Consider the following 19,706-nt stretch of genomic DNA (forward strand, 5'->3'; position numbering starts at 1 on the left):
ATGAACTCGTGGTGGAGGTACCACTCATGACATTGCGCTCCATTCTTCTCCTCACTTTATGTGCGGCATGTCTGGCCGACGGCGACCTGCGCACCTACGGGCTGCCCAATGTCGCCGCTGGCGCGCAAATCACCGCCAGCGGCTCGGCCGGCGCTCCAGGCCGGAAGTACTCCGCTGAAACCGCCGTAGACGGCGACCTCAACACCTGGTGGGCATCCAGCACCTTTCCGAAGTACCCGGTGGAACTGACGCTGGACTTCCCGAAGTCTATCCGGCTGGATACCCTCGCTGTGGTCCAGGCGGACAACCCTCAGCTGTACAGCCCCTGGAAGCGGTTGCGCATCGAGTTCTCGGATGGCTCCAGTGTGGAAGAGCAATGGCCGGATGATACACTCCCCCGGGTGGTGCGCTTTGATGCCAGGGACGCGGACTGGGTGAAGGTGCTGGTGTTGGAGGCGCATCACCCGGAGCGGCATTACGTGACGGCGCGCGAGATCATGGCTTTTCTCGACCCCGAGCGCAAGGTGAAGCCGAACATGCCCCCGACTCACGACTGGAAACAGAAGGACCTCACGCCGCAGGGAATGCCGGTGCACCCGTGTGTGTACCTGACGCCGGAAGACGTCACCCGAGCGCGTGAGACGCTGAAGAACTCGCCCTGGGCGCAGGAGTGGTTCCAGGCGGTCAAGAGCCAGGCCGACCAGTGGCTGGACAAGAGCGAAGAGTGGCTGGTTTCGGTGATTCCAGAGGAAGGCGCGTGTTTCGCATACGGATTCAGCGGCTGTCCCATCTGCAGCGCAAGCTGGGGCACCTGGGGAGGGGCACGGTGCAGTTGGGACAAGCCCGGCAAGGTGACCTGCGCCAACGGCCACGTGCTGCCGGATGAGGATCACCCGGACCCGGGAACCGGTTACGTTGGCCCCGACGGCCGTATCCACTACTTCGTGGGTTCGTACAATGCCTGGGTAGTTGAGACACTCGAGGCCAAGGCAGTCGCCAATCTGGCTCTCGCCTACACCCTCACCGGGGAGGACAAGTACGCCGACCGCGCGGGCTTTATCCTGGATCTGCTGGCCGACATATATCCATCCTGCGACGCAGGTTCGTGGGACTACCCCAGCTCCCCTCCCAGCGGCCGGTTCTGCAGGCCCTGGTACCAGGTGGCACGGGTGCTGGTGCGCTACGTGGACGAGTACGACCAGATCTTCCCCAGCGCCTCGCTGAACAAGCCCTCAATCCGCGAGGGCCTGACCCGGCGCGAGAACATCGAACTGAACCTCCTGCGCAATGGCGCGGAATACTGCTACGAACAGTCCCTCAAGGGCCGCCTGCATAACGGCGAAGCGGACTATGTCCGTGGCGCACTGGCGGTGGGCTGCTGCCTGGGAATCCCGTGGTACATCGACTGGGCCTACGACGGCCCCTATGGAATACTCAGCTTCGTGCGCAACAACGTGGACCGCGACGGCCGGTACTTCGAAACTTCCGCCATGTACGCCGATCACACGCGGAACCTGTACCTCACCTTTGCTGAACCCCTGTTCAACTACCGCAGCGAGAAGTATCCCTCGGGCATCAATCTGTACGATGATCGCCAGTTTCAGAGCTTCTACGTCCTGCCGCAACTGAGTTTCAACTGCATCGGCAAGACCCCGCGTTTCGGCGATTCCGGCCCGGACACGGCGCAGTCATACCTGCCGAAGCGCCCCACCAACCAGTTCGACTACAGGCTCGCGGAGCGGCTGTACGCCCGGGTCTCGGACCCGGCTGACCGGGCAAAGTTCGGAAGGCTGCTCAACTGGCTGTCGGCCGGCGACCCGGATGCGATGCGTGACTCCGACGGCGAGATGCCCTGGCTGCTGTTCCACGGCAGAGCGCTGGCGCCCGATCCCGACGCCCAAATCGACCCTCAACTCGATCGGAAGATCAGTCGGTGCGAATTGTTCGGGCAGAAAGGCTTCGCATTCCTGCGCGACGGCGATGGCCCGTCCGCTCAGGCACTGCTCCTGCGCTACGGTCCGAGCCTCAACCACGGGCACCTGGACGACCTGAACATCAACTACTACGCACGGGGGTTCGAGGTCACCTATGATCTCGGCTACGGTCTGGGCAGCACTCACACCCAGGTGGGGTGGGGCAAGCAGACCGCGAGCCACAATCTGGTGCTTGTGGACGAAAAGCCCCAGCGTTCCGAGGGTAGCGGCACCGGCGGCAGCCTGCACCAGTTCGCGGACGTGCCGGGCCTGAAGCTCGTGGAAGCTTCCAGCGAAAACAGCTACGTGAACCAGGGCGTGAGCGTGTACCGTCGCCTGCTTGCCATGGCGGGCGAGGGAGACCGCAGGTACCTGGTTGATCTGTTTCGGGTCAAAGGCGGCAGGCAGCACGATTACCTTCTGCACTCATTCGGAGAGCAGGCAACCTTCGAGGGCGTTGAGCTGCCAGAGCCGGCCGACGGCTCTCTGGCCGGACCGGACATTCGCTGGGGAGACTTGCAGCTCAATGACGGTGATATGAAGGGCTTCCCCGGTAAGCCATACTGGAATCCGCCGCCGGGCAACGGGCTGGGCTTCCTGATGGCCCCGCAGGCGGCGGAATGTGAGGAGAACTGGTCGGCGACATGGTCCCTGCCGGGCGAACAGGACTTCCTGAAAGCTACGATCCTGGGCCAGCCCGGAACGGAAGTCATCACCGCGCGGGCTCCTGGAATCTATCCGAACCTTCCGAAGACCCGCTACGCAATCGCCCGCCGCAAGTCGGACAGCGACCTGTCCAGCGACTTCGTTGCGGTACTGGAACCTTACGGCGTGCGTCACCCGGGGGAGACCATTGATGCGGCCGAACTCGCCCAGTCCGCGCAGGTCTCGGCGGGGACCAGCAAGATGATCACCGCCATCGGCGTGCTCTTGTTCCAGGCGGAGAAGAGTGGGGACGAGATGACGGTGCCGTTTTCGGTTGAGCGATCAGGCCAGTATGTGATCACCCTCGGGCACTACAAGTCGCCTTCGTATGGATCGGTGCAAGTGCTGGTGGATGGGCAGCCGCTGGGTGAGCCGGTGACTGGAACCGCGGGATCGGTGGGTCCGGCTGCGCCCGCAAGGCTCGGAGAAGTGGCCCTTGACGCCGGGGAACACGCCCTGGCCCTGCGGCTGACGAAGGACGATAACGCCGGACATTTCTGGTTCGGGCTGACCAGCGTCACACTCACGCCCTCGGGTCAGGAAGAGCCCACGGAGCCGCGGCCCTTCATCAAGTCGGTGCGGCGGCTGCCCGTGGATTCGTCGGGCGACAAGATCACGCCCGTGGGTATTCTGGTGGAACTGGAGGACGGCGCGACCGACGTGTTCCTCTCGGCAGGCGATGCGGACAAAGCCCGGGAGTTCGGCGGACTTGACACATCCCTGCGATTCCAGGGCTGCTTCGCCTATCTGCGAGTCCGTGGCGGACGGGTGGAGCAGGCGGCCCTGTCCGGAGCGCGTGAGCTGCGGTTCGGCGACCTGACCATCGCCTGCGCGCAGGATCAGTACTCGGGCAAGGTGACTGCGGTGGACGAGGCGGCGTCGGTCGTGGATGTGGACGCACAACTGCCTGCCGATGGCCGTCTGAACGGGCAGGTGATCCTGTTCGATAACCCACTGTACAGCCGCAATACGGCACACCGGATCGTCCGGGTCGAGAACATCCCCACAGGCTCGCGGATTCACCTGGAGAGCGCGACTCTGGTGCTGGGGACCGGGATTCTCGAGGATGATCCAGCGAATGCGCAAGAGTTCGTGAGCCTCCTCGCCCACGAATACGCCACTTGCGACAGCCCCGACGGCACGCAGTTCATGAGCGGTAAGCTGCTCAAGGCGAGAGACGCTCAGACCCGGGTGATCCGTACCAGACTGGGGCAACTCATGCGCTACACTGTAGAGAGCACCGAGGGGTTCCGCGCGGGAACGGAGTTCGCTATCTGCGACGTCCAGATGGACGACAGCTTCTCGATACCCGCGGTCGCTCACGTGACGGCCGGCGCGCGCAGTGGCTATCGTGCCACCGGGAACGTTGCGGTGACGGTCTCAGGGGCTGGAAGGCCTGAGGCGCTGGCCCCTTGACATCTGCGCGGGTGGCAGAGCTGGAGATGCAACGAGAGCCGGGCGGATGCCCGGCTCTCGTTCATTGTTGGAGTATGATGGCTTGGGCTAGACTGCGGAGCGATGGGAGAGAAGTACGCTCTCGATCAGAGATTGCAGGCCACGGGGTTCGAAAGGCTTTGTCAGGAAAGCCAGCCCGTCGCCGGGAAGATCATCGATCGTCTCTTCGGTGGTCAGGACGACCATCGGGATCTCGCACGTCGCCTGATCTGTTCTCAACTGGTCCAGAAGACTGCCCCCGCCCGGAGCCAGCATCATAGAATCAAGCACAATCAGATCTGGATGTTCGTCCTTTGCAAGCTCGATCGCCTGCTGTCCACTGCCTGCGATATCTGTCCGAAAGCCCTTCTGCCGGATCAGCAGGTCAAGAAGCCTTGCAAGACCTGGCTGCTCCTCGGCGATAAGGATTTTCGGGCGCGTCAATACATCGCCACCTCCTTTCGCCTCGCGACTGTTACCGCTGAATTTACTGGTCATGGGTCCCCGCCCCTTTATCTTACCCACCAGTCTGTCGAACAAACGACGCCGCTAATGATAGCACAGACTGCAAGGCAGTGCCACCAGGGAATCCGGAAGCAGAGGCCTTTCCATGGCGCCCAGCGCCGGCAGGTCATCGGCATTCGGGGTGCGAATACTGCCTGCAAGACATGACCGTAAAATCCCCCACCGGACGATTGGTTGCCTACCTGCTCCTGGTCCTCGGATCGGTCGCCTTTCTGTTCCCTCTGGTTTGGATGATCTCCACCTCCCTCAAGCCCATCGAGGAGACCATGCGGGTGCCACCGGTCTGGATCCCCTCCACGATCCAGTGGCGCAACTACGCCGACGCTGTAACCTACGGCAGCGACAAGCTCGGCTACATCCCCTTCCTGCGCTATGCCGTGAACACCCTGTATCTCGCGGTTCTGGGGGTCATCGGCACTGTGCTTTCCAATGCCCTCGTGGCCTACGGGTTCGCGCGCATCAACTGGAAGGGCCGGGACATCGTCTTTGCCATCGCACTCGCGACCATGATGGTGCCCTTCCCTGTGACCATGGTCGCGGTCTTTGCGATCTTCCGCGAACTGGGGTGGATCGGGACATTCCGGCCGCTCTGGGTCCCCGCATTCCTGGGCAGCGCCTTCAATATCTTTCTCCTGCGCCAGTTCTTCTTGAGCATCCCTCGGGAGCTTTCCGACGCCGCGCGCATCGACGGCTGCTCGGAACTGGGGATCTTCCGCCATGTAGTTCTGCCTTTGTCGAAACCCGCGCTGGCGGTGGTTGCGCTGTTCCACTTCCTTTATGTCTGGAACGACTTCCTGGGCCCGCTGATCTACCTGACGGACCAGAAGATGTTTACCTTGTCATTGGGCCTGCAGTTCTACCAGAGCCAGCACGGCGGCACGGAATGGCACATGCTGATGGCCGCCTCTTCGATCGTGGTCCTGCCGCTGATTGTCCTGTTCTTTTTTACCCAGCGGCAGTTCATCCAAGGGATCACGATGACGGGACTGAAGGGGTAGAGAGGCTGGCGTCCCGCGCTGGCGCCCCGGGTTGACGCCCCGGGTTGAAACCCGGGGCTAGGGGCCTTCGGCCGGGCGTCCTGCGGACGGGCTTTCCTGTCCCGCGCTGGCGCCCCGCGCTGAAGCACGGGGCTGTGGGCCTTCGGCCGTGCGTCCTACGGACGGGCTTTCCCGTCCCGCGCTGACGCCCCGCGCTGAAGCACGGGGCTGTGGGCCTTCGGCCGGGCGTCCTGAGGGACGCGAAGATTGACGCCCCGGGTTGACGCCCCGGGTTGAAACCCGGGGCTAGGGGCCTTCGGCCGGGCGTCCTGAGGGACGCGAAGGCTGAGCGTCCCGCTCGACAGGCCGTTCGCCGTTGCCGTCCAGCCCCGAAGGGGCGTCAGTCTCTTGCCACCAGCGTAAGCTGGTGGAATCAGGCCCCCATCGAGATTATAAGAGCCCCCGAAGGGGGCGGCAGAAACCCGAGCTCCGCCTGCGGGGGCGTCGATGCCCCGCGCTGACGCCCCGCGCTGAAGCACGGGGCTGTGGGCCTTCGGCCGTGCGTCCTGCGGACGGGCTTTCCTGTCCCACGCTGGCGCCCCGCGCTGAAGCACGGGGCTGTGGGCCTTCGGCCGGGCGTGCTGCGGACGGTATGGCGGACACGAGTGCCAGATCAGGCCCACAGACATACGATCACGGCCATTGTGCGTCTGGCTGAGCCGGTCACCCCCCTCACATTCCCGGGTACAGCGTGTTGTTGTAGTGCGTCGGGATTGCCAGCGGTCTCGCGTTGGCGTAGATGCACGCGCCCCGGGAGCCGAACAGAATCACCTCGTCGCGGCTGTCGCCCCACACATCGGCCCGGGTGCAGTAGAAATGGGCGCGGCGGTCTTCCTCGCTGCGGTCCGGGGTACACTGCATCGGCAGCGTGTCCATGATCTGTCCCTGGCCGTCGTAGATCGCCACGCTCTCCCCCGGCCCGCGGGCATACACCAGCACCCCGTCGGTCCCGTCGCCCATCCAGTTCACCGCGATGCAGGCCGCGTACCAGCCCCCGGCCGGCTGCTCTCGACGCCAGATCTCGGCGCCCTGCGGGTCATAGAGGTAGAGGGTGGCCGAATCACGCTGTCCATCGGCGCGGGGCTGCCCGCGGTCGATCACCGCATACTGGAGTTCGGAGTCGTGCCGGAAGCGTCCTGCCACCACATGCTGGGCTTCGGCGAGAGGGTGGCCCCACAGTTCGGACCCGTCCGGGCGCAGGCAGTGGATGCCGTGGTTGCCGAAAAGCAGGTTCCAGCTTCCATCGGCGCGCCGGACCGAATACGCGGCGTCCTGGTGAGCGCCTCGTGGGTCGTGGCTGAAGAGCACCGTCCCGTCGTGGTCGATAAGCGCGAAGCCCACGAACACCTCGTCGCGGCCATCATTGTCCGTATCGCACAGGGCCGGGAAATGCCCGGTGGACCCCGCCCATTCCCAGAGCACCTCGCCCTCGTGAGACACGCCCCACATGGTCCAATAGCGGTCTTTCACCACGAGGTCCGCGCGACGTCCGCGCCCTGTCAGGTCGGCGAAGAGGAAGCAGTCGTCCGCCGGTGCGGGCAGGTCGAAGCCGCCCTTCTCCTCGCCTGTCTGCGCGTCGAGGACCATCATGCGCGCCTTGCCCTCGTACCGCGTGGCGCGCTCCCGGGCCCAGCTTGCGTTCGTGTCCCATTCCGCGTACGTGGCCTGGCGGACATAGAGGACCTCATTGCGCCCGTCGGCGTCCCAGTCGTAGACCTGCACCGGGAGATCGGCGTAGATTTCGCCATTATCGGCGGAGTGGACGCCCTTCTGCCAGAGTATCTCGCCGGAGATCGTGGTCGCGGTGAGGCAGGTGATCTCCCGGGTGGCGCGGATGCTCTGGACGAACAGCAGGTCCGGCGCACCGTCGCCGTTGAGATCACCCACGCGCACGGTCTCCGCGCCGAAATCCCGGACGTCGATGAGGCTGACGAGGTGGTGGGTCATGGGGTTCTTCTCCTGGGCACGGGCGAGTGTGCACGCAAGGGTGCAGGTGAGCAGGAGACAGGTTGCGCGGGTCATGTTGTCTGTCCTTTCAGCGTCCTGAGAAACCTCGACCCTTACCTCCCCTGCAATTCGCGCCGCATCTGCACGTTCGTTGGCCTGCCCGCGGGAACCGGGCGCTGGAAGCCCTCGGGGAGCACGTACAACTCGTGTACAGACCACCAGTAGTAGCTGTCCCAGCCGGTCTGGATGATGAGCACGAAGCGCGCGTCCACGGGGGCGAACTCGCAGCGCCAGATGCCATGCCGCACGCTGCGCCGGGACGCGCCCTCTTCAGCCCGGGCCACGGTCTCCCAGGTCTCCCCATCCGGGGAAACCCGCACTTCGTAGCCGCGAGGGTAGTCCAGCTTCGACCGCGCGATGTCCAGCCAGATGCCCTGAACGCGTCGGCTCTCTCCGAGATCGACCTGAAGCCAGTCGCCGGGTCGCATTGCACGGCCTGTAGTCCAGCGGGTCCCGGTTTCGCGGTCAATTGCGGCGGCGGTGTCGGTCTCGGATGCCTGACGATTGCCGGGCACCCCGGCTGTAAGGGTCCAGCCGTCGGGTTTGAGGCCCGGGTGGATGTCGGGTGAAGGAGCGGCGACCCATCGCACCTGTTTCGAGACGGGATACGGTGCAAGGACCCTGATGTAGCGGGAGAGGTCCAGCACCTGCCCCGCCTCGACGCGGAATTCGGAGGCAAGGCGGATCGGCCGGGTCTTGCCGTCTCGCGCGATCTGGCGGATGGTGACGTCGCAGTCCTCGAAGGTCTTCAGGATGGACAGTGTGAGCTTGCCGGACCGAGGCGAATAGTCCACCTGTCCCCAGAATCCCGGGAGGAATACGGGGCAGTGCAGTTCGGTCTCGGCTGAGAATGTGCGGGGCGAAATGAAGAGCGTCCGGCCGGGCGCATCCAGGGAGAGGCCTGTGAGGGCATTCAGCACATGCCAGGAGGTGGGGCAGGTCATGTAGCTGCGCAGTCCGCCCTGTCTGCCGCCAGGGGCGTCGTAGACGAGGGACTGGTCCCACGGGCTCTTGTTTTGCTCCCAGGCGCAGTGGTACACCCGGCGCAGAACCTCCAGCCCGTCGTCCACATAGCCCCGGTAGATGCTCTCGCAGCCCAGGTAGGGCTCATGCTGCAGGAGGAAGCATGCGCTGGTAGCACTTTGGCCTTCCGCGGTAACTTCCATGGGCGGCACCGGGAAGAAGGGCTTGAGATGCCGAGCGATGAGCTGGTGTACCTCGCGCTCGGCGATGCCCGGGGGAAGGGTGTCACCCAGCCCGCAGATATGCGCCAGCCAGTCCCCTGCGAGAGCAGCCACGAAGCTGTTGGGGTTCTTGGCATCGCTTCGAGCCGACCGCCACTTGATGAAGTACTCGCCATTCCACAGGCGTTCCATCACCGCCGCCTGGAGTGCAGTGAACCTGGACCGGTACTCGTCCGCGAGGGCTGGTTCGGCCTGCACGCGGGCCACCTCCTCCGCCGCCAGGAGCGCGCCCAGAGTGCAGCTTGCGGAGTAGATAAATGCCCCGCGCGGAAGTTGCTCGTAGTCGTAGGTGCTGCCGCCTTCGGGGATGAGATCACCGTCTTCATCGGCACTCTGCAGCCAGTCGATGGCTTCCCGCACGTGTGGCCACATGTGGTCCAGGAAGGTTCGGTCGCCGGTCCAGCGGTAGAGCTTGAGCACCTGCATGATCCAGGAGGCCGACAGGTCCGGCCAGTCCGTGATGCCGTAGCCCACCCGCGGGTCGCCGATGACCTCGTGGAAGTTGCCGTTGAAGTGGGTGATGCGCCCGTCTTCCTGCTGGCAGTCGGCGAACAGCCGCAGTTCGCTCTCATCCAGTTCGGGGAACATCTGCACATAGAAGGCATGAGCGGCCATGCGCTGGTCCATGGTGCCCAGCGCGCCACCCATGTCGATGGGGCTCTCCAGGACCGCGAAGCGCCCGTCCCGGGTGAGCACCGTGGCCGAGTACATGGTGAAAGCGCAGTTGATGAGCTTCAGCTTGAGCCAGAAGGGCAGGTTGGACTCGAGCACCACGTCCTGCCATTCCCGGGTCTGTTCCAGGAGGCGCTCGCGCCGCGCCACCGCGTAGTTCACCAGGGAATCGATCTCCGGGAACTGCTCCAGGAAGTAGTGGCCGACGTCGGTCTTGCGCACCAGCTCCCGCGCCTCCTGCAGGCGCGCGGATGAGGAAGCGCGGGAGAGGTCCACCTTGCCGCCGGGGGTGTGCACCGTCAGCTCGTGGATGGACCAAAACCAGAACTCCTGGCTTTCGAGGTTGGTAATGCGGATATACCGCGCCGGCGTAGGCTCGAAGGCGATGTCCAGGATCGCCTTGACCTGCTGCTTCCCGGCTTCCGCGCAGGTGGCCTCGGCCGCAATCGCCCACTGCTCCGGGGTCTCGGCCAGTTCGACGCGGTAGCCCAGGGGATAGTCGGAAGGGGATGGGCTCGAGTCCAGGGTCAGGCCGGACACGGTCTCCACGCGCCCAAGGTCCACGGTGAACTGGTCGCCCGCGCGCTTCTCGCGACCGGTAGACCAGCGTGAAGATAAGTCGCGGTCGAAGGCCGCGCGTCCCGCGTCTTTCGCAGGGGCGAGTTCGCCCGAGTATTCCCGCACCCTGTGCTCCATGCGGAAGGTGGGCATGTGCCAGGCAATCAGGAAATGCAGTCGCCGCGCCTCACCGGGCTCAAGGGTGACTGAGGCCGAGACCACCGCGGCAGAACTGTGGACCCGAGACCTTTGGGGCTCGCATTCCGGCCTGCCCGTCTCCACGAAACTGTCCCACCAGGGGATAGATGACCTATCGGCATCCCACTCGCTGCAGGTGGCCACGGTCACACCCTCGCCCAGTTGTACGCCTGCGAAGTGGGTGCCGATGGTATTCTGGCGCATGTCGTCGAAGCTCTCGGTGCTGGTGAACAGGATGCCCGCGCAATCGTCCCCCGTCCAAGGCGTCTGCTCGCGGCCGGAAGCGAAATCCCAGGGGACGTCCTTGCGCCCGCCGAAACCCACGAGGTTTTCCCATGAGAGCGCGAGGGACACTTGGGCAACCTGGGCACCGGGATTGGTCACAGTGAAGTCCAGGAAGGCCACGGGGAGTGAGGAGTCCCGCACATTGCGAGGGATCAGGGGAGAGTGGGCGTGGAGGCTTACGGTTACCGGGAGACCATCGTCTTGGAAGGCCAGTTCGGCGCGGGGGTACAGGCCGAGATAGCGGGTGTGGGCGATGTTGGTGACCGTTTCGTACTCGCGGTCCCAGGTGCCCCGCAGGATTCTCGCAGCTTTCATGCCGTTGGTCTCGCAGCGCACCGCGGCGAAGCTGCCACGGAGGACCCCGGTGGGCCGGTCCCAGTTGTGGTTCGTGGTCGCGTTGCCGAAAGCGCCGTCGGTGAGGAGTTCGATTGCGCCGCAGCCGATTCCCCCCAGTGGCACGCCGGACCGCCACCGCGCATCGCGGATCTGGCCGGTTGAGGAGTCGAACTCCGCCTGGGCCTGCAGTATGACGGTCAACGCGAGGGCAAGGGCAAGGGCTGCACTGAGCCTGTTCATCGCGGACCCCCTGGACCCGAAATCGCGCACGAGCGGCTCGGCGCCCTCACTGCCTTCGGGAGGTGCCGGGCCGGCAGTCGCGGCATATTCTCCACAGGAATGCGGTTCGCAGTTGCAGGGCAGAGTTCCTTCCCTGCGGCTCACGCTGGAGACCTGACGGATGCCGTTCCGATGCAGGGGAGCCCTTTGATGATCACGCCACCAATGGCCGGGCTGTGCATAGTGCTGGCCCTGACTACTATTGCGGCCGTGGCCGATCCAGCCGCGGAGGACACCGCCGTGCGCCGATTCCACGCGCGTGACTACGGAGCCTTGCCGGGTGCTTATGCCGATGCGGGACCAGGGATCGGCGCCGCTATCGCGGCTGCGATTGACTGCGGGCAGCCCGCCGAAGTCGTGCTCGAAGCGGGCACATATCGCCTGGGGAGGCCCCCTGCCGGCGACCATGCCGTCAGGATTGCGAACGCCCGGGACCTCACCATCCGGGGCAGCGATCCGGGCACTGAACTCATCATCACGGACCCGGAGACTGGCGGCTTCAGCCTGTCCGGCTGCCTGCGCACGACAGTGCGAAACCTCACCCTCGACTATGACCCGCCGCCTTTCGCCCAGGGGACGATCACGGCGGTTGACCTGGACGCGCAGACCTACGACCTGCAGGTGGACGAAGGTTTCATCGAGCCTGACCACGCGGCTTTCCAGAATGCGAAGGCGGTCTGGGGGCTGGTGGTGCGGCCCTTGGAGGGCACCGGCGATACGCGCTTCGGGCCCACGGCGATCCCGGCGGTCATCGACAGCAAGATCGGGCCGCGGCACTGGCGCATGAAGATCGGCGGCCCTCCCACCGGATACCCTGAACCCCTGCGCAATTCGGGCATGAAGCCCGGAGACCGCTTCGTCCACGCCGCGCGGAACTACACGGCAGCTTTCGGGGCCAGCCATTGCGATGACCTGATCTTCGAGAACCTGACACTCCACAGTTCGCCCGGACTGGCATTCCTGCCATACCTTTGCGGCAAGGTGACCATCCGCAATTGCCACGTCCTGCGTCGCGAGGGCTCCGGGAGGATGCTGTCCACCAATGCTGACGGGGTCCACTGCCGGGGTTGCCGGAAGGGCATCACCATTGACGGCTGCAGCTTCGAGGGCATGGCCGACGACGGCATCAACATCCACAGTTCCGCGATCCCGGTGCTGGAGGTCATTTCGCCCGCGGAACTGGTGCTGCAGCGGTCTCATTACACGCTGCTCGTGGGGGACCTTCTGGAGGGCATGGACGTGGATACCGCCAGCGTGCTGGGGCAGGCAAGGGTGCTTTCGGTTGCGGAGTTACCCGACCGCTGGGCTTACCGTGTTGCTCTCGACGCCCCGATTGATGGCCTGCGCGCGGGAGCGAGTGTGGAGGATGCCGATTGCCTGTACAATCTGTCTGAAAGCGGCACAGGTTCGGTCATCACCGACTGCCATTTCCGCTGCTTCCGGGGGAGAGGGATACTGCTCAGCGCCACCGGGGTGAGGGTCTCCGGGAACCTGTTCGAGGTGATGGAGGGCTGGGGCATCTCGCTCAACCACGAGAGCACCCGCTGGGCCGAAGGCCCCCTGGCGCGGGATATTGAGATCATCGGGAACACCTTCAACGGCAAAGGTGGCTACATGCCCGCGATCTTCCTGTACTCGCAGCAGCGCGACGGGAAGCTCTCCAGCGCCCGCGCGATCCACAACCTGCTCATCCAGGGCAATCTTTTCCGGGACCTGGGCACTCCGGCCATTGAGCTGCGAGCCTGCCGTGGAGTGCGGATCATCGACAACCGCATCGAGACTGGCGAGGACACGCGGCGGCCCCGGGCGAAATATGATTCCATTCTCGTGGACAATTGCGCAGAGGTGGCGATACGGGGGCTGAAGGTGCGTGACCTCGACCCGCGCCATCTTTCGGCGATCGCGATAACCGCAGCCACGGACCCGGGCGATGCGGGCGTGGTGATAGAGGGCCTGGACACCGAGATCGCGCTGTCATCGACCCCGGTTAGGGACCAGCGCGGCGAGTGACAGCCCCGCGCAACCAGGAGGTTCGCCGTGTTCGAGTCATTCAGCGAGTGGCATCCGGTTGTACAGGCGCTCCTCGCGGGGCTGCTTACCTGGGGCCTTACCGCCTTTGGCGCCTCCGGAGTCTTCCTGGCGAAGCAGCCGAGTCGCAAGCTGCTGGACGGCATGCTGGCTTTCGCGGCGGGGGTGATGATTGCGGCAAGCTACTGGTCGCTGCTGTCGCCTGCCATCGAGATGGCCGCGGCCGGGCCACTGCCCTCGTGGCTTCCGCCTGCCGTCGGCTTCCTGCTTGGAGGCGCTGTACTGTACGGTGTAGACAAGCTCCTGCCCCACGTGCACCCAGGGCTCGCGACACAGGACGCTGAGGGCATACACACGACCTGGCGGCGCACGACGCTGCTCATCCTCGCCATCACCCTGCATAACATTCCCGAAGGCCTCGCAGTCGGCGTTGCCTTCGGAGCAGCGGCGGCAGGGCTTCCCGAAGCCAGCCTCACCGGCGCTACGGCTCTTGCTCTCGGTATCGGCATCCAGAACTGCCCCGAGGGCCTTGCGGTGTCCATGCCGCTGCGTCGCGAGGGCATCTCACGCCGACTCAGTTTCTTCTATGGACAGCTCTCCGCGGTTGTGGAGCCGGTCTCAGCGGTCATCGGTGCGGCCATCGTGCTTGTGGCCCAGGCGATCCTGCCCTACGCACTGGCCTTCGCGGCCGGGGCGATGATCTTCGTGGTCGTGGAGGAGCTGATCCCGGAGTCCCAGAACGGTGGGTATCGAGACGTGGCCACCGGCGGCGTGATGATCGGATTCGTGGTGATGATGATCCTGGACGTGGCGCTGGGGTAGGGAAGGCAAACTCCGGGGGACGGGAGAGAGTGAGCCATGAGGATTCAGCGGATCGAGACCTATACAAGCGGAGCCATCAGCGTGGTCCGCGTGGTTACGGAGGACGGCTCTGAAGGCTTCGGGCAAATGGCGCCCTTCAACGCGGACATATCTGCACTGGTGTTCCACCGGCAGGTCGCTCCCGTCGCGCTGGGAGCGAATGCCCTCGAGATCGACGCCCTTGCAGCGCGGGTCATGGAGGCGAACTACAAGTTCCCGGGCAGCTACGTGCGCCGCTCCTTCTCGGGCCTGGACACGGCCCTGTGGGACCTGCGTGGAAAGCTGGAAGACAAGCCTGTCTGCGAGCTGCTCGGGGGAACTCCCGGGCCGGTGCCCGTGTACGGGTCCAGCATGCGCCGGGATATTTCGCCGGAACACGAAGCCGCGCGCATGGCGCGGTTACGCGACGACCAGGGCTTCCGCGCCTTCAAGCTGCGCATCGGCAAGGTCAATGGGCACAATCAGGACGAGTGGCCGGGCCGGACCGAAGCCCTGGTTCCCACCGTGCGCAGGGTCGTTGGCGACCGCGTTGCGCTGCTCGTGGACGCCAATGGCTGCTACACCGCGCAGAGAGCCATCGAAGTCGGGTACATGCTGGAGGCGAACGGGGTCGTGCACTTCGAGGAGCCTTGCCCTTACTGGGAGTACGAGTGGACGGCACAGGTCGCCGAGTCCCTGCAGGTTCCCGTGGCGGGTGGCGAGCAAGACTGTTTCCTGCACCAGTGGCGGCGGATGATCGCCATGCGCGCGGTGGACATCGCCCAGCCGGACGTGTGCTATGTGGGCGGCGTCGCGCGGCTCATGCAGGTGGCGCGTATGGCGGCTGACGCCGGGCTGGTGTGCGTGCCCCATGCGGCGAACCGTTCCATGCTGCAGGTCTTCACCATGCACTGCTTGCGGGCGATGCCCAATGCCGGCCCATTTATGGAATACTCCATCGAGCCGCAGGACTCGATGACGGGCATCTATGACCCCATGCCCCGGGCGTACGGCGGCGAAGCAGAGTTCCCGGAGGGACCGGGCTGGGGCATCACGGTTCGGCCGGAATGGCTGGAGGCGGCTGACCGGCAGGTGTCGGAGGCGTGACCGCCACCCTCCCGCGGCGGGCTCGCGTAAGCCGACCGTCCCGGTCGGCGGGTGTCATTGGAGTCGAGCGGGACGCTCGACCTTCGCGTCCCTAAGGACGCCTGGCCGAAGGCCCCTAGCCCCGTGCTTCAGCGCGGGGCATCAATTCGGGGCACCGACTCAACCCGGGGCATCAACCCGGGGCGTCTGCCGCCCCCTTCGGGGGCTCTTATGATCTCGAAGGAGGGGCCTGATTCCACCAGCTTACGCTGGTGGCAAGAGGCTGACGCCCCTGCGGGGCTGGACGGCGAACGGCGAACGGCCTGTCGAGCGGGACGCTCGACCTTCGCGTCCCTCAGGACGCCTGGCCGCAGGCCCCTAGCCCCGGGTTTCAGCGCGGGGCGTCGATCCGGGGCATCGACGTCGCGTCCGGCAGGACGCCCGGCCGAAGGCCCCTAGCCCCGTGCTTCAGCGCGGGGCGTCGATCCGGGGCGCCTGCCGCCTCCTTCGGGGGCTCTTATGATCTCGAAGGAGGGGCCTGATTCCACCAGCTCACGCTGGTGGCAAAGGGCTTCCGCCCCTTCGGGGCTGGACGGCGAACGGCGAACGGCCTGTCGAGCGGGACGCTCCGCCTTCGCGTCCCTCAGGACGCCTGGCCGCAGGCCCCTAGCCCCGGGTTTCAACCCGGGGCGTCAACCCGGGGCATCGACGTCGCGTCCGGCAGGACGCCCGGCCGCAGGCCCCTAGCCCCGGGTTTCAGCCCGGGGGCATCCCGGTCGGCGGCTGCGCTACGGCACCAACCGCACCGTTCCGTGCAGCCGGCCCTGAAGGTCCAGGCTCACCACCGGGCCGTCCACGGTCGCCGAGTTGGTCTCCCGCGACTGCTCCAGCAGGTTGCACGACTCCGCCCGGCTGAAGGGCAGGTTGCAGGTGATCCGCGCCGTTCCTCCCACCCCTGCCGAGTTGTAGACTCGCGCGATGAACCCGTTCCCGTCTTCAGCGAGCTTGAAGGCTGACAGGATCATCTCCGCCGGCTCCACCCGGACGAAGGAGTAGGCAGACGGGAGCGTCCCGGGATGGGAGTCCACCACCCGCGCGATGGGCGGCTGGTTGAACTCCAGGGCGCGCCGGGGGACTTCCCCGTGACGCCAGTCGCCCTGGTGGGGCATGATCGCGAAGCGGATGCGATGGGTCCCCAGGTCAGGCATGGGGTCCGGGTCATACGAGGCGCGCAAAAGGGACATGCGCATGACATTGCCCTTGACGTCGAACCCATACTTGCAGTCATTGAGCAGCGCCAGGCCCCAGTTGGTCTCGTAAGTCACGCTCTCGGTGAAGGCGAAGCCGAAAAGGTGGAGGTTTGGCTCTTTGGGCAGGACAATGCCCTTGACCGGTCTTGAGGGGTCCAAAGGAATGCGCTGGAGCCAGATGTGAACGGGGGGTTCGGCCCTGCGACCGTCCGCGTAGCGGTGGTCGAGCCGGAAGGCCGTGGTCTCCCGTGAGCCGGGCCCGAAGCACCAGTCGCTGAACTCCAGCACTGCCGGCGCGCGGGTCCCGTCCTCGTACAGGAGCGTTGCCGGGCCACCGTGCCGGCCGTTGGAGCTTGCCCCGAACACTCCCAGCGCGGGCGCGGATTCCGCGGGCCACTCGATAGTCTGCCCCTCTGCGCGGATGGAGTTGAGCGCGCCCTTCTCAACCGGCGGCACAATCAATGGGACGCCGTCCGCCCGGGCATCTCCGGTGGGGAGGATCTCCGCCGGGTATGAGCGGTTCCCGTTGTCGAAGTCCCCGTCATTGGTGTCATCGGTCCCGGCGAACACGTCCTCATTGAAGAACCGGGACACATCGATGGCCTTTGCGTCGCGCCCGCCTTCGGGGACCACGCGCCTTGCCTGCGCGAGGTCGATCCACTTCTGTGCGGGGACCTCGTGGCCGTCTGCGGCGCGCTCGATGCTGCCCCAGGGGATTTCGAAAGTTGCCCGGGGACTGTCCACGCTGGTCTTGAAGGCGGCTTTCAGGAAGGGTCCGCCATCCCGGGCATTGCCAAGTTCCCGCCAGTCCGCAAGCATGTCGAACTCCACGCGCTGCAGAGATTCGTACATCGAGACCTGCACGTCGAAGGTGGACTGACCGTAGGCGTAGGATGCGACGAAGCGAGTGCACACATCCCCCTTTGACTCCAGCCGCACGTCCTTGAGCTCCAGCGTCTCAGTCTTCGTGATCGGCCCTATATTCCACGCCGACATACCGTGCGGGGCCTCATGGAGCATCTCCAGGAGGAATCGGGCGCTGATGTCGGGGCTGTGTCGGTGCTCCCAATTCATGGGGATTCCCTGAGCCTTCATGCTCGCCACTTGCTCGTCCGTGATGCTTTGTGTGCTCGGGTCGCTCCAGGGCTCCCGGACAGGCCCGGACGTGATGTGGAACACCGCGTAGCCCAGCGCCGGCAGGTCGGCGATGAACTCTACGGTGGTCGCGAAAGCCTCGCCGTCGGGTTTGGAGTTGATCACCTGCGCCGGAAGCGCCTTGCCTTCGGTGTCCGTCACGATGGCGCCGGGCCAGGGGCCCGGCGTGCGAAGCACCACCGCCACCCGGTCCTTGCGATCCCAGGCCACCGGGTTCCAGACCACCACCGCCTGCCCCTCTCCCCGGGTGTCGATCTGCGCGCAGAGGGCTTCCAGCGACTGGTCAATGGCGCTGTCCGCGACTTCACGCGTCTGCTCATACAGCTCTTTCGAATACTCATAGGACCCGTGTATAGCGCTGCCGGGGAGGATGTCGTGGAACTGGTTGAAGCACGTGTTGCGCCAGGCCCGGGTGAGACCCTCCCGCGGGTACTCCGGGCCCCATTTGGCGGCAATCGCTGACAGGGCTTCGGCAATGGGCAAAATGTTCTCGCTATCCCGGTTCCAGCGCTTCACGTCCGAGTGGGTGGTGTAACAGCCCTCGAAGGTGAAGTTCAGTTCGTCCTTCACAATGGGCAAGTCACCCTTTGAGTGTTCCAGGGCCGCGGTGAAGTAGTCCTCGGTGGCCGCGAACTGGATGTTGGGAAAGAGCGGGTCCGCTTGCAGAGCCTTGGCGGCCTCAATGTCCTGGCGCGTGGGGCCGCCGCCGTGGTCGCCCACGCCGTAGACAATCATGCAGGCCGGGATGCCGACGCGGTCCTCAATCTCCAGGGGCACCACGCCCCGGTCGCGCCGGAACTCCTCGTTGTACCAGCGGTGGTTGTATGCCAGGAGCCTGCCGCCGTCGGGGCCTTCCCACCAGAAGGTGGGCAGGCCCTTGCCCGCGCGGCAGAAGTAGAAGTGCTCATAGCCCGCGTCCGAGAAGATGCTGGGGACGGTCCAGGCGTGGCCGAAGTTGTCGGGCAGCCAAACCAGTCTGCTCTGCTGGCCGAAGCGGGATGTGTAGTAATGGTGAACGAGAAGACACTGACGCGCCAGGGCCTCCCCGGACGCCATGTTGGTGTCGCCCTCCACCCAGCTTGCCCCGGCGGGTTCCCACTGCCCCCGCGCCACCGCCTCCTGGATGCGCGCGAAAAGCTCGGGGCATTCCTCCTCGATGGCAATGTATGCGCCCGGCTGGCTCTGTGTGAAACGGAACTCGGGGTATTCGTCCATGAACTTCAGCGCCTGATCCCAGGTCAGACGGCAGACCGTCTTGGTCTCGGGCCACAGCCAGAGCCAGTTCATGTCGATGTGCGCGTGGCCCACGAGGAAAATGGTGTACTGCTTTGCCAGCTGCGAGAACGGCGTCAGTGCGGCGAGGCATTTGTCCAGGGACGCCTCGAAGGCCTTCGGATCGCGCCGTGAGATGGCGTCGAAGTCGATCATGCCCGCAGCGGCGTCAAGGGTTCGCAGGTACTCGGCGCGCTTGTCGACCATGCGTTTGGAGTCGAGAAGGCGCTTGCAGAACTGAAGCCGCGCCGCCCACTCTCCGGCAGGTTCGCGGAAACTCTCCAGGGCCTCGTAGTCCAGCCGCGCCCAAAGGAGCCTGCCCGGACCGCCCTGGTTGATGGCCCGGATCGCTACCACGATCTCCTGACCGGGCTGGGCGTCTTCCGTGAGCACCGCCCTGCCCTGGTCCCAGTGAAATCGACCCACGTTCCTGCCGTTGACATAAAGGTCCATGTCGTCATCCACGGCGCAGGTGAGGACCAGTCGGGACCCCTCAACCGACACGCCGCCCACGGTCTGTGGGATTACGACGCGCTTGCGGTACCAGGCGGACGTGTTCGGGAACTCCCACCCGTGCTCGGGGCGCACGACCTGCCAGGCGCTGTCGTCGAGATCGGGCGCTTCGCCGCCGGGCTGTGCGGGATGCGCGAATCGCCAGTCTCCTGCGTCGGTGACGCTGATGGCCTGCAAATTGGCCAGTACGCGATCCACGGACTGCTGCGCGATACAGAGCGAAGCCGGCAAGGCGAAGCAGACAGCGAGCAGGGCGGCCAGGCGATGCATGGGAGCTCCTCCGGGTTGCGCGGGTTCAATGGCGCACAG

Annotated in this window: 9 protein-coding genes; 5 read left to right on the plus strand and 4 right to left on the minus strand. The window is 65.4% G+C overall.

Annotated elements, in window-relative coordinates:
* Positions 1-26 precede the first annotated feature (26 nt).
* On the plus strand, positions 27-4,094 hold the full coding sequence (locus HPY44_03375) for a heparinase II/III family protein (GenBank protein NSW55030.1): 4,068 nt from the start codon (positions 27-29) through the stop codon (positions 4,092-4,094).
* A gap of 87 nt (positions 4,095-4,181) precedes the next feature.
* Here HPY44_03375 and HPY44_03380 read toward each other — a convergent pair whose 3' ends face one another.
* Entirely contained in the window at positions 4,182-4,556 is a 375-nt protein-coding gene (locus HPY44_03380; GenBank protein NSW55031.1) for a response regulator, read from the minus strand.
* A 224-nt stretch (positions 4,557-4,780) separates the two neighbouring features.
* Between HPY44_03380 and HPY44_03385 the strand changes: the two genes are divergently transcribed.
* Positions 4,781-5,635, plus strand: a complete 855-nt coding sequence (locus HPY44_03385; protein ID NSW55032.1) for a carbohydrate ABC transporter permease — start codon at positions 4,781-4,783, stop codon at positions 5,633-5,635.
* A 711-nt stretch (positions 5,636-6,346) separates the two neighbouring features.
* Here the strand turns inward: HPY44_03385 and HPY44_03390 are convergent.
* The gene (locus HPY44_03390) at positions 6,347-7,696 is read right to left on the minus strand and encodes a hypothetical protein (protein NSW55033.1); all 1,350 of its coding nucleotides are present in this window, start codon (positions 7,694-7,696) and stop codon (positions 6,347-6,349) included.
* 38 nt (positions 7,697-7,734) lie between these two features.
* A complete protein-coding gene (locus HPY44_03395; protein ID NSW55034.1) occupies positions 7,735-11,214 on the minus strand; it encodes a discoidin domain-containing protein in 3,480 nt (1,159 codons plus the stop codon).
* Between the two features lie 189 nt (positions 11,215-11,403).
* Between HPY44_03395 and HPY44_03400 the strand changes: the two genes are divergently transcribed.
* The 3 genes from HPY44_03400 to HPY44_03410 are packed head-to-tail and all read left to right on the plus strand — an operon-like array spanning position 11,404 to position 15,228.
* Complete coding sequence (locus HPY44_03400; GenBank protein ID NSW55035.1) at positions 11,404-13,263, plus strand: hypothetical protein; 1,860 nt, start codon at positions 11,404-11,406, stop codon at positions 13,261-13,263.
* Positions 13,264-13,290: 27 nt separating this feature from the next.
* Entirely contained in the window at positions 13,291-14,103 is an 813-nt protein-coding gene (locus HPY44_03405) for a ZIP family metal transporter (protein NSW55036.1), read from the plus strand.
* 36 nt (positions 14,104-14,139) lie between these two features.
* The gene (locus HPY44_03410; GenBank protein NSW55037.1) at positions 14,140-15,228 is read left to right on the plus strand and encodes a mandelate racemase/muconate lactonizing enzyme family protein; all 1,089 of its coding nucleotides are present in this window, start codon (positions 14,140-14,142) and stop codon (positions 15,226-15,228) included.
* 767 nt (positions 15,229-15,995) lie between these two features.
* On the opposite strand, the gene HPY44_03415 is transcribed toward HPY44_03410, so the two are convergent.
* Positions 15,996-19,667 carry an alpha-mannosidase gene (locus HPY44_03415; protein NSW55038.1) on the minus strand — a complete coding sequence of 1,224 codons (3,672 nt, stop codon included), beginning with the start codon at positions 19,665-19,667 and terminating at the stop codon, positions 15,996-15,998.
* Between the last annotated feature and the right edge of the window lie 39 nt (positions 19,668-19,706).

This window comes from Armatimonadota bacterium, from assembly GCA_013314775.1.
Taxonomy (GTDB): domain Bacteria; phylum Armatimonadota; class Zipacnadia; order Zipacnadales; family JABUFB01; genus JABUFB01.